The following is a 21,707-nucleotide window of genomic DNA, read 5'->3' as shown; positions in this document are numbered from 1 at the left end:
ATATACTACATACATATGATTTGACTTTTACAAAAAAAACTCCATAATAAAACGTACCTCTTTTTTCGCGTATGCAGGATTTGCCAATTTAAATAAGGGGAGAAATCTTCCTTTGCAGGGTTTACCTGCGTGTATTTGGCTAATACTGTTGGAAAAAGTGTTTTGCTTTTTAATACTGCTGTTATCTGATATGATTGGCTAAAGGAAGGCTGGGCGCATCCAGAATGTGTTTGATCTTTCGAGATATCATATATAGATATTACATTCGAGGGGTGAAATGATGTTTAAATTTAATGAAGAAAAAGGGCAGCTTAAATGCTCCTTCTGCGGCAAAAGCCAAGACCAAGTACGTAAATTAGTAGCCGGACCAGGCGTCTATATATGTGATGAGTGCATCGATTTGTGCACAGAAATCGTGGAAGAGGAACTTGGGAACGAAGAAGAAGTTGAGTTCAAAGAAATTCCGAAACCACAGGAAATCCGCGACATCCTAAATGATTACGTTATCGGTCAGGATAAAGCGAAGAAAAATCTTGCTGTAGCGGTTTACAACCACTATAAGCGTATCAACTCCGGTAAGGGCTCAGATGACGTAGAATTGTCTAAGAGTAATATTGCCATGATCGGACCGACTGGTAGTGGTAAGACATTGCTGGCTCAGACATTGGCACGTATCCTGAACGTACCATTCGCAATTGCGGACGCAACTTCTTTGACAGAAGCTGGTTACGTTGGGGAAGATGTTGAAAACATCTTGCTTAAATTGATTCAAGCTGCTGACTACGATGTAGAAAAAGCTGAAAAAGGTATCATTTACATCGATGAGATTGATAAAGTGGCACGTAAATCCGAGAACCCATCCATTACGCGTGATGTTTCCGGTGAAGGTGTGCAGCAGGCACTTCTTAAAATCCTGGAAGGTACTGTAGCAAGCGTTCCGCCACAAGGCGGCCGTAAGCATCCGCATCAGGAATTCATCCAGATTGATACGACTAACGTCCTATTCATCTGTGGTGGCGCATTCGACGGAATCGAGCAAATCATCAAACGCCGCCTTGGTAACAAAGTTATCGGCTTCGGTGCGAATGATGGCAACCAAACGCTTGATAAAGGCGAATATCTTTCCAAAGTACTACCGGAAGATCTATTGAAATTCGGTCTGATTCCAGAATTCATCGGCCGTCTGCCTGTTATCGGCAGCCTTGAGCCGCTTGATGAGGAAGCTTTGGTTGAAATCTTGACTAAACCTAAAAATGCATTGGTGAAACAATACCAGAAGCTCTTCCAGATGGACCAAGTAGAATTGGTTATCGAGGATGAAGCACTTAGCGAGATCGCTAAATTGGCAATCGAGCGTAAAACTGGTGCACGTGGCTTGCGTTCTATCATGGAAGGTATCATGCTTGACGTTATGTATGAGCTTCCATCCCGTGATGACATCAAACAATGCATCATAACAAAAGATACAGTACTGCTTGAAAATGGCCGTCCTAAGTTTGTACTGCATGATGGTACCGTAACAGATGAGAACCAGCAATCTCCAAAAGAGAGTGCATAATCTCTATCTGACAAGCAGATGATCATGTACAGCAAATCCCTTGTTACAGTTGGTGGCAAGGGATTTTTTTCTTGATTTTCACAAAGTATGGGTACAGTACTGAGGTTGTGTATATACTTTAAGAAAGACTGAAGAAGACAGACATTTGGAGGTGTCACGATGGAAAAAGAGAAGACACTGGTAACGCCTCTTTTACCCTTAAGGGGTTTGCTTATTTTTCCGACAATGGTGTTGCATTTGGATGTAGGCAGGGAAAAATCTGTTCATGCATTGGAGCGTGCGATGCTTGAAGGAGAAACAATCTTTCTGGCTGCACAAAAAGAAGTAGATTTGGATGAACCTAAGGAAGAGGAAATCCATCATATAGGTACGGTAGCAAAAGTCAATCAAATGATGAAGCTTCCGAATGGTACAATGCGTGTCTTGGTAGAAGGATTATACCGTGCAGAAATCATCCGCTTCCTGGAGGATGACAAGCAGTTCATGGTGGAAATCGAGGAAAGACCAGACAAGCATGGTACGAAAAATGAGGAAGAAGCATTGATGCGTGCGCTTTTGGAACAGTTTGAGCAATACATAAAGGTTTCAAAGAAAATTGGCCAAGAGACATTCGCGACTTTGACGGATATCACAGAGCCAGGACGCATGGCAGACATGATTACTTCTCATCTAACGCTGCGTTTGGATGATAAGCAGGAAATTCTTGAGATGCAGGATGTGAAAGAGCGTCTGCGTCATATCATCACGATCATTACGAATGAGCGGGAAGTACTTGATCTTGAGAAGAAAATCGGTCTCCGCGTCAAACAATCAGTCGAGAAGACGCAAAAGGAATATTATTTACGGGAGCAGATGAAGGCAATCCAGAAGGAGCTTGGTGATCGCGATGGCAAGTCTGGAGAGATAGAACAATTCCGGGCTGATATCGAAGCATCCGATATGACAGATCACATGAAGGAAGTTGCTGAAAAGGAATTACGCCGTTATGAGCGTGTACCTCAGAGTTCTGCAGAAAGCTCTGTTATCCGAAACTATCTTGAATGGCTGATCGCTTTGCCGTGGAAGAAGCAGACAGAAGATAATCTGGATATTCCGCATGCTGAAGAGACACTGAACGAAGACCATTATGGATTGGATAAAGTGAAAGAACGGATACTGGAATACTTGGCTGTTCAAAAACTGACCAATTCCTTGAAAGGTCCGATTCTCTGCCTTGCTGGACCTCCTGGAGTCGGAAAGACAAGTTTGGCAACAAGCATTGCCAAAGCAATCAATCGGAAATTTGTTCGGATTTCACTGGGCGGCGTACGTGATGAAGCGGAAATCCGCGGACATCGCCGCACTTACGTTGGGGCAATGCCTGGACGAATCATGCAGGGCATGCGCCGTGCAGGTACAACGAATCCAATTTTCCTGCTTGATGAAATCGATAAGATGTCCAATGACTTCCGAGGCGATCCGTCTTCAGCTATGCTCGAAGTGCTGGATCCGGAACAGAACAGTTCATTCAGTGATCATTTCATCGAAGAGACGTATGATCTTTCCAATGTCATGTTCATTGCGACGGCGAATAACTTAGGTTCCATTCCAGGACCACTACTTGACCGGATGGAAATCATCAGCATCGCAGGTTATACAGAAGTAGAAAAATTGCATATTGCCAAAGAGCATCTGCTGCCGAAGCAAATCAAAGAAAATGGTCTGAAGAAAGGCAACATTCTTGTGAAGGATGAGGCACTCGAACATATCGTGCGCCGATATACAAGAGAAGCGGGTGTACGCGGTCTGGAGCGGCAGCTGGCAGCAGTTTGCCGTAAAGTTGCACGTATCATTGTTTCCGAAGATAAGAAACGTGTGACAGTAAGCGCGAAGAAAGTGGAAGAATTGCTTGGACGCCCACGCTTCCGGTATGGTTTAATGGAAGAGGAGAATCAAGTTGGCGCAGCGACAGGTCTTGCTTATACGACTGCTGGCGGAGATACACTATCGATTGAAGTTTCCTTGTCTCCAGGGAAAGGAAAACTGACACTGACTGGTAAGCTCGGTGATGTAATGAAGGAATCAGCTCAGGCTGCATTCAGCTATATCCGTTCCAATGCCGAAGAACTAGGCGTTGATCCATCCTTCCATGAGCACTATGATATCCATATCCATGTGCCTGAAGGAGCAACACCGAAGGATGGTCCATCTGCAGGAATAACGATTGCCACCGCTTTGACGAGTGCACTGACTGGCAGACCGGTACGAAAGGAAGTCGGCATGACTGGTGAGATCACCCTTCGCGGACGTGTCCTGCCGATCGGCGGACTGAAGGAGAAAAGCTTGAGTGCGCACAGGGCAGGTATTACGACAATCCTCTTCCCAGCCGATAATGACAGGGATCTGGAGGAAATACCGGATACAATCAAGCAAGACATGACGTTTATAAAAGTCAGCCATCTTGATGAGGTATTAAAATACGCATTGGTGGAAGATAAACATGAAAGTAACTGAAGCAGAAATAGTAATTAGTGCGGTATCGAAAAAGCAATATCCGGAGACACATATGCCGGAGATTGCTTTAGCGGGCCGCTCGAATGTAGGGAAATCATCTTTTATCAATAAGATGATCAACCGGAAGAACTTGGTCCGCACATCCCAGAAGCCAGGGAAGACGCAGACATTGAACTTTTACAAGATCAATGACCGCTTCCATTTCGTCGATGTGCCGGGCTATGGATATGCCAAGGTCTCAAAGAAAGAACGAAATGCTTGGGGCAAAATGCTCGAGGAATACTTCACAGAGCGTGAAAATCTGAAGGCGGTTGTACTGCTTGTCGATATCCGGCACGAACCGACGAAAGACGACGTCACGATGTATGATTTCTTGAAGCATTATGAACTGCCTGTTGTTGTAGTAGCAACAAAGCTGGATAAGATTCCAAAAGGGAAACGTGTGCAGCATATCAAGCGCGCTGCAGATAAACTGCAGCTGGAACAAGAGGATATCATTCTTCCATTTTCCTCTGAAACAGGAGAAGGAAAAGAGGAAGCATGGGGAGTATTGAAACAATTCCTATAAAAAATAACCGTACAAGCTATAGCTTGTACGGTTATTTTTTTCGGAAAAGAAGGTATGCACCAGCTAAGATCAGCAAAACGGGCCAATAATTACTTATAAAGCCTGCAGCCCTGTCGAGCCAGCCGAACCAAGCAGGCTGCTGCGGTGCTGCAATGGCGAAGGCTCCAAGTGCCAGCAATAATATTGCCCATACATAGCCTTTTTTGGTTTTCAATGCGCTAATGAACAAAGCGGCACCAGCTAAAAATGGATACGCTCCCCAGCTATCGGTCCAGAAGCCATAATGTTTCAGTCCATGGAAATGGATACCCAAGCCAAGAATAAAATAGCCAGCGAATAAGTTTTTATGATCTTTCGCAAGATAAGCATGCAATAGTAGTGCGGCGCCAATGATAATTAATAAAGTCGGCCACGAATAGAAGTCGACAAACAAGGGAACACGTAACTGGCGTAATAGGAAATAAGCGCCGATTCCCAGCAGCAGGAACCCAACAAAAGCATTTTTCTTCGTCATAACATCTCTCCACATAATAATTATTATTAAATAAGATTAAATCGTTGATTATCATGACTAGCTGTGTTAACTTGTTATATGTACTTATGAAATCATTCACAAACATTTAAATAAACACACACTCTATCCTAACACAATTGTTTACGATTCTGTTCACAATTTTGAATAGGACAGAAATACCATAGTGTTATACTAGTTAGAGCGACATGTTTTCAAGGGGGAAAAGGGAATGTACATGTTAGTTGCTGGAATCAATTATCGCACAGCCCCGATTGAAATAAGAGAAAAACTAAGTTTCAAGGAAGAAGAGCTTGGCTTAGCGATGCAAGCACTCTCCAACCAGAAAAGCATGCTCGAAAACGTCATTGTTTCGACATGCAACCGTACGGAGATTTATGCAGTGGTCGACCAGATGCATACTGGCCGCTATTATATAAAGAAATTCTTGTCTGAATGGTTCGGTATCGAAAAAGACGAGATTGCATCTTATCTTACATTTCACGAGGATGAAAGAGCTGTGGAGCATCTGTTCAAGGTAGCAAGCGGACTGGACTCCATGGTTGTGGGAGAAACACAGATCCTTGGTCAGTTGAAACGCGCGTTCCAAAAAGCACAGGAGCTGCACACATCCGGAACGATCTATAATGAATTGTTCAAACAGGCTGTTACGGTAGCGAAGCGTGCACATACAGAGACTGGAATCGGAGAGAATGCTGTCTCTGTCAGCTACGCAGCGGTGGAATTGTCCAAAAAGATCTTCGGTGATATTTCTTCTAAACGAATCGTCATCCTAGGCGCTGGTAAAATGGGGGAACTGGCAGCGAAAAACCTGCATGGTTCAGGCGTCAAAGATGTTACGGTTGTCAATCGTACGAAAGAAAAAGCAGAACAGCTGGCCGCTTTGTTCAATGGCAAAGCAGCTGGATGGGATGAACTCGACAGTGCATTGCATGATGCAGATATTGTAATCAGTTCGACTGGTGCACCAGGATACGTACTGGATAAAGAAATGCTTCAAGCAGTTCATAAGGAACGCAAAGGCCAGCCATTATTCTTAGTCGATATTGCTGTGCCGCGTGATATTAATCCGGATGTGGATGAACTGGAGAGCACGTTCTTATACGATATCGATGATTTACAGGATGTTGTCGATGCGAACTTGGCTGCACGTCAAGAAGCAGTTGAGAAGATCGAAATCATGATTGAAGGCGGCATCGTCGATTTCAAAGTATGGCTGCAGACATTAGGTGTTGTACCAGTCATTTCTGAACTTCGCCGTAAAGCAGCAGCAATCCAGGCTGAGACGATGAAGAGTTTGGAACGGAAGCTTCCTGATCTTAGCGAACGAGATATGCGAGTGTTGAATAAGCACACGAAAAGCATCATCAACCAGCTTCTGAAACAGCCGATCACACAAGCAAAAGAGTTTGCCGGCCGCGAGAACAGTGACGAATTAATCCAGCAGTTCGCAGAAATTTTCGGGATTGAAAAATCAGTGCTGGATAAACAGAATAATCTTATCAAACTGGAGCGCACTGAGTCACAGAAGCTTCAGTCTGTACCAAGTGCTTCCACAACCAGATAAAAAGAAGGGCTTATAGATGCAGGTACCGGCTTATCTTTACGAAATTATTTTAGTTCTATATGCAACCAGCATTTTCAGCTATTTTATCGATTTTATACAAAAGAATCGGAAGGCGAATGTTTTCGCCTTCCGTTTGCTTACTTTGGTATGGTTCTTCCAGAGCCTTTTTTTATTGCAGGAAATGATTGCGCATGCTGGACTGCCGGTAAAGGACGTATATGAAGGGTTATACTTCTATGCTTGGGTCCTTGTATCACTATCCTTATTCATCAATCGCATCTACAAAGTCGATTTTCTCACCTTCTTCCTGAATGTGGTCGGCTTTTTTATGATGTTATTATACATTGCAAGCTCTGCTTATGAGCGGGAATGGACGCAAACAATTCCATTCATGGATGAAGTGCTGATCGCACACATTACGCTTGCTATCCTGGCGTATGGATTTTTTACACTTTCTTTTGTCTTCGCTGTCATGTACTTATTCCAGTTCCAGCTTTTGAAGCAGAAAAAAGGGTATAGGTGGTGGACAAGGCTTGGTGACTTGGGCAAGCTAGAGACATATACCTTCACTTCCATCACAATTGGGACTCCTTTATTATTATTGTCGATTGTGATGGGGATTGTATGGGCATATACGACATCAGCTGTCTTCTATTGGTATGATTGGAAGACAATCGGTTCACTGACGGTACTGGCCGTTTATGCGGTTTATCTGTTCCTGCGTTTGGCAAGAGGTGTCAGGGGGAAAGGCCTGGCAATATATACTATTGCAGCCTTTCTTATCCTCATCATTAATTTCTTCTTGCTGAGCACGTATTCATCATTTCATTTTACTGGGTAAATTTGTAGTTTCTTAGGAGGTAGAGCAATGCGGAAAATTATCGTTGGTTCAAGAAAAAGCAACCTGGCGCTCACACAGACAAAGTGGGTTATCGAGCAATTGAAACAAGCTGGGGCGCCATATGAATTCGAAATCAAGAAAATCGAAACAAAAGGAGATAAAATCCTCGACGTTACGCTTTCAAAGGTTGGAGGAAAAGGGTTGTTCGTCAAGGAAATAGAGCAAGCTATGTATGACGAGGAAATCGATATGGCCGTACATAGTATGAAAGATATGCCATCCGAGCTTCCTGTCGGTCTGACGATTGCCAGCGTACCGGTTCGGGAGGATTACCGAGACGCCTTGATTTCTAAGAATCACGTATCCTTAAGAGAATTGCCGGAAGGTGCAATCGTCGGAACAAGCAGCCTGCGCCGTGCGTCACAGATTCTTGCTATTCGTCCGGATATCGAGATCAAACCTATCCGCGGAAACATCGACACGCGCATGAAAAAGCTTGAAAATGAAGATTTCGATGCAATTGTTCTTGCTGCGGCTGGCTTGAAGCGCATGGGCTGGGGCGATGAAATCGTCACGGAATTTCTGGAAACAGATCTTTGCCTGCCTGCTATCGGCCAAGGCGCACTTGCAATAGAGTGCCGTGATACCGATATGGAACTGATTGAGCTCTTAGCGAAGATCAACGATTCTTACACGCAGCAAACGGTAGCGGCTGAGCGTACTTTCCTTTATCTGATGAATGGCAGCTGCCAAGTGCCGATTGCCGGTGTAGCGCATATGGAAGAAGATGATGTTGTCCTGACGGCTTTGATCGCTTCTGCGGATGGCAAACAAGTATTCAAAGAAGAAGTACGCGGAGCTGATCCACAGGAAGTTGGTAAGCTTGCTGCTGAAAAGATGCAGGAACAAGGCGCGCAGGATATCATCACAAAAGCGATTCAGGAGTCTGAATCCAATTGAGCCGGCTGCCGGCCGTGAAGGTGCTCGTCACGCGCCCGAAGCAGCAGGCTGTCCGATTGGCGGAACAGCTGGCCCAAGCAGGTGCAAGACCGATTACGGTGCCTTTACTGACATTTCGAACGAGAACGGATAATGAAAACCAAATGCTTAGCCAGCAAGGCAATCGCTTTGACTGGCTGTTCTTCTCAAGTATCAATGGTGTAGAGCACTTCCAGGCACTAGTGGACAAGTTTTCCAATTTAGAGGAGTGGAAGCATTGTCAAATTGCTGCAGTCGGACAGAAAACTGCGGATGCGCTGAAAAGAGTGTTTGGCAGGAAAGCCGATATAGTGCCGGCAGCATATACTGCTGATTGCTTAGCAAAGGAATTCAGCGCAGCATATGACCCGGCCAGCAGGATATTGCTGATTCAAGGTAATTTATCAAGGCCGGCATTGGCAAATGGATTGAAACAGAATGGCTATGCATTTGAGAAAATGGTCGTCTATGATACGGTAGAAGAGAAAGGTAATCAAGAGCTCCTGTATAAAGTTCTGCAAAAGGACCAGCCGGATGTACTGACATTTACAAGTCCATCATCTATAGAAGCTTTTCATTCTTTTATCGGCCAGGCTGAAATGGAAATGGACCAGTTGGATAAGCTTTGTCTCGTCATCGGACCGACAACAGAGGAAGCAGCCAAGCGGCATGGCTTCCATAATATCCTAGTGCCTGCACAATTCACGACAGAATCAATGATTGATGCATTATTACATTACTATGAACAACAAAGGACAGGTGAATGACAATGGCAGAATTCAAACGCCACCGCCGTTTGCGTACATCAGCAAACATGCGGGCTTTAGTAAGAGAAACAGAAGTAACAGTGGATGACTTGATTTACCCAGTTTTCGTGGTTGAGGGCGAAAACGTTCGTAATGAAGTTTCTTCCATGCCGGGTGTGTTCCAGCTGTCTTTGGATAATTTATCAGCTGAAATGAAGGAAGTAAGCGAATTAGGAATCAAATCAGTGCTGTTTTTCGGTATTCCAGCTGAAAAAGATGAAGTAGGAACTGGTGCTTTCCACGACCACGGCATCGTACAGCGGGCAATCAGCCAGACAAAACAGGAAGTTCCTGAGCTTCTTTTGATTGCGGATACTTGCCTTTGTGAATATACATCCCATGGACACTGCGGCATCGTACATGACGGAATAATCGATAATGATGAATCACTAGGCTATTTGGTAGATACTGCAGTGAGCCAGGCAAAAGCAGGAGCTGATATCATCGCTCCATCCAACATGATGGACGGCTATGTACAAGCTATCCGTAAAGGACTGGATGAAGCCGGCTTTACGAACATTCCGATTATGGCTTATTCTGTCAAATACGCCTCTGCCTTTTACGGTCCATTCCGTGAAGCAGCTGAAGGTGCTCCGCAATTCGGGGACCGTAAAACATATCAAATGGATCCTTCCAACAGAAGAGAAGCACTGCGTGAAGCAACATCTGATATCGAAGAGAATGCGGATTTCCTTATTGTGAAACCAGCACTTGCTTACTTGGATATCATCCGTGATGTACGTAATCAATTCAATGCACCGATCGTTGCCTATAATGTCAGCGGTGAATACAGCATGGTAAAAGCAGCTGCTTTGAATGGCTGGATAGATGAGAAAGCCATTGTCATGGAAAAAATGATCGGCATGAAACGTGCGGGTGCTGATTTGATCATGACTTACTTTGCGAAAGATGTGGCAAGATGGCTGAAGGAAGATAACTGAACGAGGAGGAATTATGATGAAAAGCTTTGAAAAGTCGATAGCAGCATTCGAAGAAGCGAAACAGCATATGCCTGGCGGAGTTAACTCTCCCGTACGTGCATTCCGTTCCGTAGGGATGGATCCCATTTTCATGGATAGCGGCAAAGGATCAAAAATTACAGATATCGATGGCAATACGTACATCGACTATGTACTAAGCTGGGGACCGCTAATCCTGGGACACGCGGATGACCGTGTTGTAGAAGGTCTGAAGAAGATCACAGAAAAAGGGACAAGCTTCGGCGCGCCGACTGTAATCGAGAATAAGATGGCAGCTTTGGTGAAAGAGCGTATTCCTTCCATGGATATCGTCCGTATGGTGAACTCTGGTACAGAAGCGACGATGAGTGCGCTTCGTTTGGCACGTGGATTCACTGGACGTGACAAAATCCTGAAATTTGTCGGCAGCTACCACGGCCATGGAGATTCCCTTTTGATTAAAGCAGGTTCTGGTGTGGCAACACTTGGACTTCCGGACAGCCCGGGTGTACCGGAAACAATTGCCCGCAATACGATTACAGTACCGTACAATGATTTGGAAAGCGTGCAATATGCTTTCGAACAGTACGGTGACGATATCGCAGCTGTCATTGCTGAGCCAGTCTGCGGAAATATGGGTGTTGTACCGCCGCAGCCAGGATTCCTGGAAGGACTTCGCGACATCACGAAGGAGAACGGTGCTTTGCTTATTTTTGATGAAGTCATGACCGGTTTCCGTGTTGGCTATCATTCTGCACAAGGCCACTTCGGCGTTGAACCAGACTTGACTTGCCTTGGTAAAATCATCGGAGGAGGTCTTCCTGTCGGAGCTTATGGCGGCCGTAAGGAGATCATGGATCGTGTGGCACCAGCAGGTGATATTTACCAAGCAGGAACATTGTCTGGAAATCCGCTTGCTATGACTGCTGGATACGAAACATTGGCAGCGATGGATAAAGCGGCTTATGAACGCATCAATGCTCATGCAGACCGTCTTGCTGAAGGCTATGAAGCAGCTGCAGAGGAATATGGTATCCCGTTGCAAGTGAACCGTGCTGGCTCGATGGTAGGGGTCTTCTTCACGGATACTCCTGTCATCAACTTTGATACGGCGAAGACATCCAATTTGGATCACTTCTCCATGTACTATCGGGAAATGATCGAAGCGGGCATCTTCCTGCCTCCTTCCCAGTTCGAGGGACTGTTCCTATCAGCTGCCCATACGGATGAGGATATCGAAGCAACAATTGAAGCAGCTAGACAAGCATTCAAAAAAATAGCAGCATCTTAATAAGAAAGCCCAAGCTTATGCTTGGGCTTTTTTTCATGGGGACAAAGGATTTTCCTTACATATGTGATTGGGCGTAAGCATAGGTTTTAGTACAGAGGAACGCTTAAATCTTGGAAGGAGGATTCCACATGTCTTCAAATGAGACAACACCTTTTATGTTTGATATACAAGAATCACTCAGTTTCCGTGCCGACGCACAGCTGCAGGACTTAATAGGAATCGCATTGGAGCCGGAGATCAGTATCCAGGAGTTTGAGCATGAAATTTCTGTTCGAGGTGTCATCGAACTTACAGGTGAATATTACCCTCTCGAGGAGGTTGCCGAAGGAAGTGCAGTCGCGGTAAGTCCTGGTACAAGGGAAATGGAAAATGTCGAGAAACAGGAAGCAGGAACAAATACATTTTATCATCGTTTCCCTGTTGAGATATCTGTTCCGAAGAATCGTATCAAGCAGCTGAATGATGTATATGTCACTATTGATAATTTTGATTACGAAATACCTGGCAGCAATGTACTTGAACTGCATGCAACGGTGGCAATCTACGGTGTGCTGGAAGAGAGAAAGCAAGCACAGCCGCAAGCACCACAGGAACCTTACTTCCCGCCGCAAGCTTTCCAGCAAGCAGAACAGGCTGAGTCTTATACTGATGAAATCGCTGATCAGATCGAAGCCCAAGCAGGAGACAATCAGCAATATGAGCAGCAAGGCTATCAATTTGCCAAAGAGGAACCAGCAGAAGCAGAGACAGTAAAAACAACTGCATATCCGAGGGAAGAGCTAGATGCAGAAAATCAAGGCTATCAATTCTCTCAAGAGGAATATGCAGAAGAAGCAGATATAGAAGTGAACCGTGAGGAAACAGAGGCGGATAGTTCTGACGATCAGCAGATTGGGAATCAAGGCTACCAGTTTTCTCCAGAAGATTATACGGAAGTAGGAGATGTAGAAGTAAATCGGGAGGAAACAGAAGCTGATGTCCGTGAAGGTGATGAGACGGAGCAGCAGAGCTATCAGCTTGCACAGGAATATGAGGAGTCAGCAGAAGCAGCGTTCCGAGACGATCAGGATACAGAAGAGCAGGGCTACCAATTTGCTCAAGAGTATACAGAGCAAGCCGGGACATACGCCAATATTGATCTAAATGATGAGCAGCAAAGTTATCAGTTTGCACAAGATGATGAGGAGTCAGCAGAAGCAGCGTCCCGAGACGATCAGGATAGAGAAGAGCAGGGCTATCAGTTTGCACAAGATGATGAGGAGTCAGCAGAAGCAGCGTCCCGGGACGATCAGGATAGAGAAGAGCAGGGCAACCAATTTGCACAAGAGTACATTGAGTCAGCAGAAGCAGAGTCCCGGGACGATCAGGATAGGAAAGAGCAGGGCATCCAATTTGCACAAGAGTACATTGAGCCAGCAGAAGCAGGGTCCCGGGACGACCAGGATACGGAAGAGCAGGGCTATCAATTTGCACAAGAGTATGCAGAGTCTCAGGCATATACGGAAACAGAAGCAGAATTAAAAGCAGAAACCCGCGATCAGAAGATGGAGGAGCAAACCATTGCATTTGCTCAGGCAGATCAAACGCAGGCGGAAGCAGAATTGGAAGATTCAGAGGCTTCTGCAGCAACTGAGGAATATGCAGAGCCACGTCCTTCCGAAGAGGATCGGGAAGAGCCGCGGATTCATGCACAGGATGATGCACCTGCTTCACCGAAGGTAACGATTCAAGCAGAGAAGAAGGATTCAACTCGTGAAGAATCATACGTACAAAACGACTATCAATATCCTGGAGCAGGTAAGCTGCCTGAAGAATTTTTTGTTCTCCCGGATGAGCTTGAGGATGCGTATCAAGCAGCCGATTTCCGTCAGGCGCATATTCAGGATGAAGACGTGTATTATTTAGATCGGGAACTGCCGCATGAAGAACCATCCGATACACCTGATTTCACCTTTACTTATCAAGCAAAGCATACAGAAGAAGCGCCTCCTGAGCCAATCAGATTCGAGGCACCCCCTCTTTTGACACCTGAAGAGGATGACAGATGGAAATATAAAGAGACGAAGACATTCAGTGAGTTTTTCGGCAGTAAGCCAGTCGAGCCGAAAGAAGTACCGCAAGCAGAGACAGCTGTGGAAGAGATTGACACAGAAGAATCCTATGAAGATGCTTATAATGACGTGTCACTCCAATCAGTGCCAATCAATCAGGAGCTGCAGCCGGAAGATCTGCCGGAAGTGGTGGAAGAAGAGCAAAAAACCGAAATAGAGGAAGCAGTGGAACGCAGTGACAGCAGCAATTTCTTAGTCCATATGTTTGGAGCAAAAGAGGAAACATATACGAAGGTTCGTGTCTGCATCGTCCAGGAGCGGGATACGTTGGAGAAAATTGCTACTCGATATGATGTGCCTGTCAGTACAATCGCCAGCTCCAATAACTTGGAGGAAGAGACAGTATCGGAAGGTCAGCTGCTTGTCATTCCGCAGCGACGTCCAAGAAAGAACTAAAAAGAATGAACGGGGTGTGCTAGATGGAAAATATCGATCGAATACTAGCTGCCTATGGCATCACGCCAGCCTCGGTTCAAGCCATAACCAGCCGCCTGTCTAAAGTGCAAACGCACCAGGCGGCTTTTGCTTTAAAAAGGTCATCCCTCCATCCGGAGCGGCTCGACCGCTGGCTGATGGTCGTCCAAGGCAAGCATAATTTCTACCGGGAAGGTGTTCCGCCTGTCTATCAAACATTGCAGGAGAACTTCTATGTAGTGGATGAAGGGGAAGTGTATTATCTGATGCCGTGGCTGGAGCGGCATCGAACGGATGAGCCTGATCATCCTTATGAAATGCTGTTCACTACACTTGGGAAAATCCATGCTTCGTCCAGCAAACGTTATCCAATCGATTATGAAGCTTACGCAATGGCTATACGAAAACAAAAAGAAAAACTCCAACAGGACAGGGAGGAGCTGCTCGGGATAGTGGAGCGTTTCGAATCCCAAACCTATATGGGGGTTGTACCATTGCTCGTTTGTACGCATTATAAGGATTTGGAGCATGTGTCTGCCATGCTGGATAAGTGGTATGACCATTATGATGCAGACCTAAAAGCTGATCCCGAAATGGAGCATAGTGTTTTGCATGGCGGCTTGCGCCCTTCGCATGTACAAGAGGGCAACCCGCTGCATCTGCTTAATTGGGAAAGGACCAAGCTTGGCAATCCCAGCTTGGACCTGGCTGCTTACTATAAGGAAGAATGGCGCTTTGTCGATAGCAATGTGACGAATGCACCTTATTACTTGCATACGTACGAAGAGCATCGGCAAATGAAAAAGAATGAAGAAAGCCTGTTCATGCTGCATTTGCTTCATCCGGGCCGGTATTTGAAGCAGGTCAGAGAGTATGTAAATGCTCCGCAAAAGGCGGATACCCCTGCTGTCGTATTGGAGTTGACCCAGACACATCGGCAGCTGATGCAGGCTCTCCAGGCACAATCCTATTTTCAGGATCTGCGGGATCAGGAAGAACAGGAAGGCGCAGAGGCTTGATTAGATTGATTTTGTCTGGAAGCTGAAGTAAAGGGCGATCAAGCCGCCAAGTATAAGAATATCCAAAATCGATGGAAACAAAAGTGTCCGGATGAATTGGAACACGATCAGTGGAATCACTGCCTTCTCGGTGACATTTATCCAGTACCTGAGGAAACCCGGCATGTTGTTGCGGTTGATTTTACTCATTGTCATCCCTCCTATAAGCAGTATATGAACGGGAAAAGCTAGGCGTTTACCCTTTTTTGAAAAAAATATGCGACTGCATTGACTTTTTCCCTGTCAAGTGGATACAATAAGCTATACATGATACAAATGCTTTGACAGGGAAGAGTATAGTGTAAGGATCCATACTAGAGAGGGAAGCAAAACTGGTGGAAGTTTCCCGGATACCTGCAGTAGAAGGTCGCCCTGTATGCAGCGACCCCGAATGTGACTTGTTAGTCAGTAGGGGGAGCCGGTGAAGAGCCGTTATCTCCCTCGAGTGTGCGACATGTATTTTTGGTGTCGTAAATGAAGGTGGTACCACGGAAACTAACCCTTTTCGTCCTTTTGGATGAGAAGGGTTTTTATATGTCACCAAAAGCATTGAAGGAGGAACCTGGCATGACAACAGACAAATCACAAGAAACAAACGCACTGCCATCCAAATACGATCCGGCCAGCATCGAAGCAGGCCGCTACCAGTTCTGGCTTGATGGCAAATATTTTGAAGCAACCGGCGATGAAAGCAAACAGCCATACTCTATCGTAATCCCGCCGCCAAACGTAACAGGAAAGCTGCACTTAGGTCACGCTTGGGATACAACATTACAGGATATCCTGACACGTATGAAACGGATGCAAGGCTACGATGTACTTTGGCTTCCTGGAATGGATCACGCTGGTATCGCAACACAGGCAAAAGTAGATGCCAAGCTGCGCGAGCAGGGTATCAACCGTTACGACCTTGGCCGGGAAGGCTTCTTAGAGAAAAGCTGGGAGTGGAAAGAAGAATATGCGAGCTTCATCCGCAAACAATGGTCGAAGCTGGGACTTGGTCTAGATTATTCACGTGAGCGTTTCACATTGGATGAAGGACTATCTGAAGCAGTTAAAGAAGTATTCGTTACATTGTATGAAAAAGGCTTGCTTTACCGCGGCGAATATATCATCAACTGGGATCCAGCAGCTAAAACTGCACTTTCCGATATTGAAGTAATCCATAAGGATGTGCAAGGTCACTTCTATCATATGCGGTATCCGCTTGCTGACGGAACAGGTCATATCGAAATTGCGACAACTCGTCCGGAAACATTCCTAGGGGATACAGCGGTAGCTGTTCACCCGGATGATGAGCGCTACCAGCACTTGATCGGCAAAACGGTCATCCTGCCGGAAGTAAACCGTGAAATCCCGATTGTAGCGGATGATTATGTAGACATGGAATTCGGCTCTGGAGCGGTGAAAATTACACCTGCACACGACCCGAATGACTTTGAAGTAGGTAACCGCCACAATCTTGAACGCATTCTTGTTATGCATGAAGATGGCAGCATGAATGAAAATGCTGGCAAATATAACGGCTTGGATCGCTTTGAGGCTCGTAAGCAAATCGTGAAGGATCTGCAGGAGCAAGGCATCCTCTTCAAAATCGAAGATCATATGCACAGCGTTGGACATTCCGAGCGCAGCGGTGCAGTGGTAGAGCCGTATCTGTCCACACAATGGTTCGTAAACATGGAACCATTAGCGAAACAAGCTTTGGAATTGCAAGGAGGCGAAGATAAAATCAACTTCGTTCCTGAAAGATTTGAAAGAACATATTCTTACTGGATGGAAAACATCCGCGACTGGTGTGTTTCCCGGCAGCTTTGGTGGGGTCACCGTATTCCTGCTTGGTATCATAAGGAAACAGGCGAAGTATATGTTGGCAAAGAAGCACCGGCTGACATCGAGAACTGGGAGCAAGATCAAGACGTACTTGATACGTGGTTCTCTTCTGCGCTATGGCCCTTCTCCACAATGGATTGGCCAAATACAGAAGCAGCTGATTTCAAGCGCTACTTCCCGACAGATGTACTAGTCACAGGATATGACATCATCGCCTTCTGGGTGAGCCGGATGATCTTCCAGTCCAAGGAGTTCACAGGTGAACGCCCATTCAAGGATGTACTGATCCATGGTCTTGTACGTGACGGGGAAGGCCGTAAGATGAGTAAATCTCTAGGCAACGGCGTCGATCCGATGGATGTCATCGAGAAATACGGTGCCGACTCCCTGCGTTACTTCCTATCCACTGGTTCATCACCAGGTCAGGATTTGCGCTTCCAATGGGATAAAGTAGAGTCCACTTGGAACTTTGCCAATAAGATCTGGAACGCATCCCGTTTCGCATTGATGAACATGGAAGGCTTACAGTACAGCGATATTGATTTGTCCAAAGAGAAGAGTCTTGCAGATAAGTGGATCCTTACTCGCTTGAACGAAACAATCGAAGCTGTCACATACAACGCGGAGAAATACGAATTCGGTGAAGCAGGCCGTCATTTGTATAACTTCATATGGGATGATGTGTGTGACTGGTATATCGAAATGGCGAAGCTTCCGCTATACGGCGAAGACGAAGCAGCCAAGCAGATGACACGATCTGTGCTTGCACATGTGCTCGATCAGACAATGCGCATGCTGCATCCATTCATGCCTTTCATCACGGAGGAAATCTGGCAGCAGCTTCCGCATGAAGGGGAATCCATCACTGTTGCAACATGGCCGACAGTGAACAAAGATTTACATGATGAAAAAGCAGCAGAAGAGATGAAACGTTTGGTAAGCATCATCCGCTCTGTTCGTAATATCCGTGCGGAAGTGGATACACCGATGTCCAAACAAATTCAGCTGCTTATCCAAGCGGAAGACAATACAATCGAAGCAGAGCTGAAGGCACAGCAGCATTATATCGAGCGCTTCTGTAACCCAAGTGAACTGACGATTGCAACAGCAATCCAAGCACCAGATAAAGCGATGTCAGCTGTTCTGACTGGCGTAGAGCTTTACTTGCCGCTTGAAGGGCTGATTGATATCTCCAAAGAAATCGAACGCCTGGAGAAAGAACTCGATAAATGGACAAAAGAAGTAGATCGTGTTGTGAAGAAGCTTTCCAACCAAGGCTTCATCAGTAAGGCACCGCAAAAGATCGTGGACGAAGAACGTGCCAAGCAAGCAGATTATGAAGATAAACGCGCACGTGTACAGCAGCGTATAAACGAACTAAAAGGCTAAACACACCACAAGACGCACTAGAATTTTGCTAGTGCGTCTTTTTTTACATAGGAGAGATGAAATATGCTGACATTCCAGAAGCTTGAAACCGAAAGGATAGTATTGGATGAAGTAAAGATGCAAGATGCTCCATACGTATTTGCCGCGCTGTCCGACCGCGCTGTAACGAAGTTTTATGGCATGGAGCCGCTCCAGTCAATAGAAGAAGCAGAGCGAGTCATTTCCTCCTTCCGCTGCGGCCTGAAGGAAGGCCGCGTTATAAGATGGGGTATGTTCTGCAAGGAAGCAGGCCGTTTCCTAGGAACGATTGGCTTGCACCAAGTCAATCGCAGTAATCGCCGTGCCGAAATCGGTTATGAATTGCATCCGGATCATTGGAAAAAAGGGTTTGCGAATGAAGCGATGGGAGCAGTGCTGGATTATTGTTTCAATGAATTGGATCTTCTGCGTATCGGAGCAATGGTATACCCGGAAAATCAAGCATCTGCTTCACTATTAAAGAAACAAGGGTTCGAAAGAGAAGGACTTTTACGCAGTTATTATTATCATGGCGGCAGGACGCATGATGCTAACGTATATGCATTGCTGCGGGAAGACTGGGCAAGTAAGCAAGATAGCATTGCAAATTAATAATACGTACACCAATAAAATTATAAAGTAACGCAGAGGGTGCATCACCTCTGCGTTTTTTTTGAATGAAAGAAATGATAATGGAAGTTTACCATTTAAAGAAATAGAGAATTTATAGAACAGGAGCGATAGTCAAAGTTATTATTCTTTGAACTTCTATGACAGCTTATAAACAGCCAGCAAAGGAGATTTTAATATGTCAGAACAACGTAAGCTTGCAGTGATTACTGGAGCTTCTTCAGGCCTTGGTCTTGAACTAGCAAAACAATTTGCACAAGATAATTATGATATAGCCATATCCGGGTCAAGCGATCGAATTTTTGAAGCAGCAGATACTATCCGTGATTTAGGAGTGGAAGCTTATCCTCATAAAGCTGATGCAGCAACTTATGATGGTGTAGAAAGCTTTTGGAACTTTATCAGTGAACTGAAACGGCCGATTGAGGCAGTGGTCCTAAACGTTGGAATTGGACTTGGCGGAGCATTTACGGATACAGATCTTGAGGAAGAATTAAGACTGATCTCAATCAATATTTCTGGAACAGTCCACATGGCCAAACGAGTGGTGCACCATATGGTTCCAAACGGCAGAGGCCGAATACTGATTGTTTCATCCATCTCTGCAACGCAGCCAACACCTTATGAAACCGTATATGGTCCATCGAAGGCATTTGGGTATATGTTCGCAGAATCCCTGCGCGAGGAGCTGCGTGAAACAGGTGTTACGGTCACAGCCTTGCTCCCGGGACCAACAGACACCAATTTCCATTCAAACGCAGGAATGGATTCCAGCAAAATTGGTTCGTCTAAGAAAAATGATAAAGCACTAGTAGCGAAACAGGGCTATGAAGCACTCATGAATGATGAGGATCATGTCGTCGGTGGAGATGAAAAAACGAAACAGCAAGCAGAAGATAATAGAACAACACCGGAGCCTGTAAAAGCAGCAAATCATGCGGAGAAGGCCCGTCTGCAGAATTAAAATACAATACGAAAAGAGGCCAAGCTCTAAACTGGAGCTTGGCCTCATTTTGGTTATATCATCTTAAGAGTCAGAGATATCATATAATCTTTTAACTTCGCGTGATGCAAGATAAGGTTCACTCAATTCCCGATATGCTTTGTAGTGTTCGGTTTCAAGATGTGCCTGGAATGCAGCATCATCTTTCCATTTCTCAAAGAAAATAAAGGTACCATCATGCTCTTCTGATTCAAGTACAGCATAAAGCATGCAGCCCTCTTCTGAGCGTGAGGGTGTCACAACGTCAGCTAAAACTTTTCTGAGCAGTTCCTGTTTACCTTCTTTTGCCGATAAAGTAGCTAAAATGGTGATCATTATATTACCTCTTTTCTGCAAGTAGTATGAATGTTGTTGCTTACATTATCACACTAGGCTATATATAAATTAAAGTGAAGTGTTCAGACTGCTATGTCTCTACGGAAGAACATTCTATATATATCTGAGTTACTCACAATTCTCCATTATTTGAATACATCATTCTCAAGGAAAAGGGTCTGTCTCTTTTAATCCAAATTTCTGATAGAAAGAAGTATATTTGGGGAAACTAATCTATCATCTGCAAAAAGTCCGCAATACTTACAATCATTATAGAAGAATTCTTATAGGTGTTAAAATACCAAAAGGACACCCTGAATAATGGATGTCCTTTTAAGAAGCAGAAGAATTATGTTAGGGTTGCTCGATCTATCTAAAAGTAGGTGCATCAATATTAAAACGTTCTTCTACTAATGCTTTCACATCAGAAGATGCTTGTTCATATGATATATCCTTGATTACTTGTATTTCACCAATCAGAAATTCTTCTGCAGTCTTATAGGCTTTTTTATCCGACTGAGATAAACGACCTTCCGAAGTATGGAAGTGCATCAAGTCTCTGATAATTTGACTGATTGCCAGCGTCGTACCTGATTTCATCTTACCGTCCAAGACTTTTGATCGTTCACTTACTGAAGAAGGCAAAGGAACACCAGTATCATAGAAATCTAATTTTACCAGTTCTAATTGTTCTAAAGATATGATGGGACGAAGACCATTTTGGTTTTCGCTTTGACTAGGTACAAACACATGCAGCTTTCTGTACGGGAAAAATATTTTGAAATACTCTCTTTCCCTCATAATTTCTGTTGATTCTATGGTCCCTGTTCCGTGAAAAGGATAGAATACACTATCTCCGCCTTTAAGCAAATTAACAATCTCCCTTCAAAGATACCTCTATTATAACACACTTGTCTTGTGCATTTTTTCAGGGCTTGCAAGACAGTTATAATATGCAAATAAAGCGAACGAAAAAGCAGTACTGGTTCCGTTTTGTTAACGGTTTTGGTACCAACACTTGAGAGCTCTACAAAACAAATTAACAAAAAATATATTGATTTTTCATTTCATTTCCTGTAGGATACTCAATATATTAATAAATGAACGTTGAATGGATTGCAGTAGTGTATGTTCTCCCTGCTAAAGAGAGCTGACGGGTGGTGTGAGTCAGTGTAAAGAACAGCATGAATTACGATTCAGGAGTATCTTCTTCGAAACCAGTCAGGTGAGGGGAAGACGGTGATGAGCCGTTATGATGAATGAGATATCGACATAGTATCTATGTCGGTAATTAGGGTGGTACCGCGTAAAATCACGTCCCTGCTGATTATTTTCAGCAGGGA

General features: G+C 44.9%; 18 protein-coding genes and 2 other annotated features. Of the genes, 14 read left to right on the top strand and 4 right to left on the bottom strand.

Annotation, left to right across the window (positions count from 1 at the left end; translation table 11 throughout):
* The first annotated feature begins 280 nt into the window (after positions 1 to 280).
* From clpX to yihA, 3 genes are all read left to right on the top strand, one after another.
* Positions 281 to 1,558 (top strand): ATP-dependent protease ATP-binding subunit ClpX, encoded by a 1,278-nt coding sequence (gene clpX, locus SFC25_RS06270; RefSeq protein ID WP_411214594.1) that lies wholly within the window; start codon positions 281 to 283, stop codon positions 1,556 to 1,558.
* Between the two features lie 159 nt (positions 1,559 to 1,717).
* The gene (lon, locus tag SFC25_RS06265; RefSeq protein WP_411214443.1) at positions 1,718 to 4,051 is read left to right on the top strand and encodes an endopeptidase La; all 2,334 of its coding nucleotides are present in this window, start codon (positions 1,718 to 1,720) and stop codon (positions 4,049 to 4,051) included.
* Positions 4,038 to 4,619, top strand: coding sequence for a ribosome biogenesis GTP-binding protein YihA/YsxC (yihA, locus tag SFC25_RS06260; protein WP_093727659.1), 582 nt, complete (start codon positions 4,038 to 4,040; stop codon positions 4,617 to 4,619). Before lon ends, yihA begins: the two co-directional genes overlap by 14 nt.
* Before the next feature lie 31 nt (positions 4,620 to 4,650).
* Here yihA and SFC25_RS06255 read toward each other — a convergent pair whose 3' ends face one another.
* A complete protein-coding gene (locus SFC25_RS06255; protein WP_411214442.1) occupies positions 4,651 to 5,133 on the bottom strand; it encodes a LiaI-LiaF-like domain-containing protein in 483 nt (160 codons plus the stop codon).
* Between the two features lie 229 nt (positions 5,134 to 5,362).
* Here SFC25_RS06255 and hemA point away from each other — a divergent pair, with 229 nt between their 5' ends.
* The 8 genes from hemA (at position 5,363) to SFC25_RS06215 (ending at position 15,137) form a co-directional block, all read left to right on the top strand.
* The gene (hemA, locus tag SFC25_RS06250; RefSeq protein ID WP_411214441.1) at positions 5,363 to 6,718 is read left to right on the top strand and encodes a glutamyl-tRNA reductase; all 1,356 of its coding nucleotides are present in this window, start codon (positions 5,363 to 5,365) and stop codon (positions 6,716 to 6,718) included.
* Positions 6,719 to 6,734: 16 nt separating this feature from the next.
* The gene (locus SFC25_RS06245) at positions 6,735 to 7,559 is read left to right on the top strand and encodes a cytochrome C assembly family protein (RefSeq protein ID WP_411214440.1); all 825 of its coding nucleotides are present in this window, start codon (positions 6,735 to 6,737) and stop codon (positions 7,557 to 7,559) included.
* Positions 7,560 to 7,586: 27 nt separating this feature from the next.
* The gene (gene hemC, locus SFC25_RS06240) at positions 7,587 to 8,519 is read left to right on the top strand and encodes a hydroxymethylbilane synthase (protein WP_411214439.1); all 933 of its coding nucleotides are present in this window, start codon (positions 7,587 to 7,589) and stop codon (positions 8,517 to 8,519) included.
* Positions 8,516 to 9,304, top strand: coding sequence for a uroporphyrinogen-III synthase (locus SFC25_RS06235; RefSeq protein ID WP_411214438.1), 789 nt, complete (start codon positions 8,516 to 8,518; stop codon positions 9,302 to 9,304). The genes hemC and SFC25_RS06235 overlap by 4 nt, the downstream gene beginning before the upstream one ends.
* Positions 9,301 to 10,284 (top strand): porphobilinogen synthase, encoded by a 984-nt coding sequence (gene hemB, locus SFC25_RS06230; RefSeq protein ID WP_095222353.1) that lies wholly within the window; start codon positions 9,301 to 9,303, stop codon positions 10,282 to 10,284. The genes SFC25_RS06235 and hemB overlap by 4 nt, the downstream gene beginning before the upstream one ends.
* Positions 10,285 to 10,300: 16 nt before the next feature.
* A complete protein-coding gene (hemL, locus tag SFC25_RS06225; protein ID WP_411214593.1) occupies positions 10,301 to 11,593 on the top strand; it encodes a glutamate-1-semialdehyde 2,1-aminomutase in 1,293 nt (430 codons plus the stop codon).
* 128 nt (positions 11,594 to 11,721) lie between these two features.
* Positions 11,722 to 14,100, top strand: a complete 2,379-nt coding sequence (locus SFC25_RS06220) for a LysM peptidoglycan-binding domain-containing protein (RefSeq protein WP_411214437.1) — start codon at positions 11,722 to 11,724, stop codon at positions 14,098 to 14,100.
* 23 nt (positions 14,101 to 14,123) lie between these two features.
* The gene (locus SFC25_RS06215; protein ID WP_411214436.1) at positions 14,124 to 15,137 is read left to right on the top strand and encodes a hypothetical protein; all 1,014 of its coding nucleotides are present in this window, start codon (positions 14,124 to 14,126) and stop codon (positions 15,135 to 15,137) included.
* On the opposite strand, the gene SFC25_RS06210 is transcribed toward SFC25_RS06215, so the two are convergent.
* Positions 15,138 to 15,326 carry a hypothetical protein gene (locus tag SFC25_RS06210; RefSeq protein ID WP_411214435.1) on the bottom strand — a complete coding sequence of 63 codons (189 nt, stop codon included), beginning with the start codon at positions 15,324 to 15,326 and terminating at the stop codon, positions 15,138 to 15,140.
* Positions 15,327 to 15,448: 122 nt separating this feature from the next.
* Positions 15,449 to 15,692, top strand: a binding site (T-box leader).
* 51 nt (positions 15,693 to 15,743) lie between these two features.
* Here SFC25_RS06210 and SFC25_RS06205 point away from each other — a divergent pair.
* The 3 genes from SFC25_RS06205 (at position 15,744) to SFC25_RS06195 (ending at position 20,010) form a co-directional block, all read left to right on the top strand.
* Entirely contained in the window at positions 15,744 to 18,398 is a 2,655-nt protein-coding gene (locus SFC25_RS06205; RefSeq protein WP_411214434.1) for a valine--tRNA ligase, read from the top strand.
* Between the two features lie 63 nt (positions 18,399 to 18,461).
* On the top strand, positions 18,462 to 19,028 hold the full coding sequence (locus SFC25_RS06200; RefSeq protein WP_411214433.1) for a GNAT family N-acetyltransferase: 567 nt from the start codon (positions 18,462 to 18,464) through the stop codon (positions 19,026 to 19,028).
* Positions 19,029 to 19,224: 196 nt separating this feature from the next.
* Positions 19,225 to 20,010: an SDR family NAD(P)-dependent oxidoreductase gene (locus SFC25_RS06195; protein WP_411214432.1), complete on the top strand. Its 786-nt coding sequence runs from the start codon at positions 19,225 to 19,227 to the stop codon at positions 20,008 to 20,010.
* Positions 20,011 to 20,073: 63 nt separating this feature from the next.
* On the opposite strand, the gene SFC25_RS06190 is transcribed toward SFC25_RS06195, so the two are convergent.
* Together SFC25_RS06190 and SFC25_RS06185 are read right to left on the bottom strand one after the other, a co-directional pair.
* Complete coding sequence (locus tag SFC25_RS06190; protein WP_411214431.1) at positions 20,074 to 20,364, bottom strand: putative quinol monooxygenase; 291 nt, start codon at positions 20,362 to 20,364, stop codon at positions 20,074 to 20,076.
* A 369-nt stretch (positions 20,365 to 20,733) separates the two neighbouring features.
* A complete protein-coding gene (locus SFC25_RS06185) occupies positions 20,734 to 21,234 on the bottom strand; it encodes a CarD family transcriptional regulator (RefSeq protein WP_411214430.1) in 501 nt (166 codons plus the stop codon).
* 228 nt (positions 21,235 to 21,462) lie between these two features.
* Positions 21,463 to 21,689, top strand: a binding site (T-box leader).
* Positions 21,690 to 21,707 lie beyond the last annotated feature (18 nt).

The sequence above is a fragment of the Terribacillus saccharophilus genome, from assembly GCF_046592595.1.
GTDB lineage: Bacteria > Bacillota > Bacilli > Bacillales > Amphibacillaceae > Terribacillus > Terribacillus saccharophilus_C.
The sequence above is the reverse complement of the archived record's forward strand: the minus strand, read 5'-3'. Positions and strand labels throughout refer to the sequence as shown.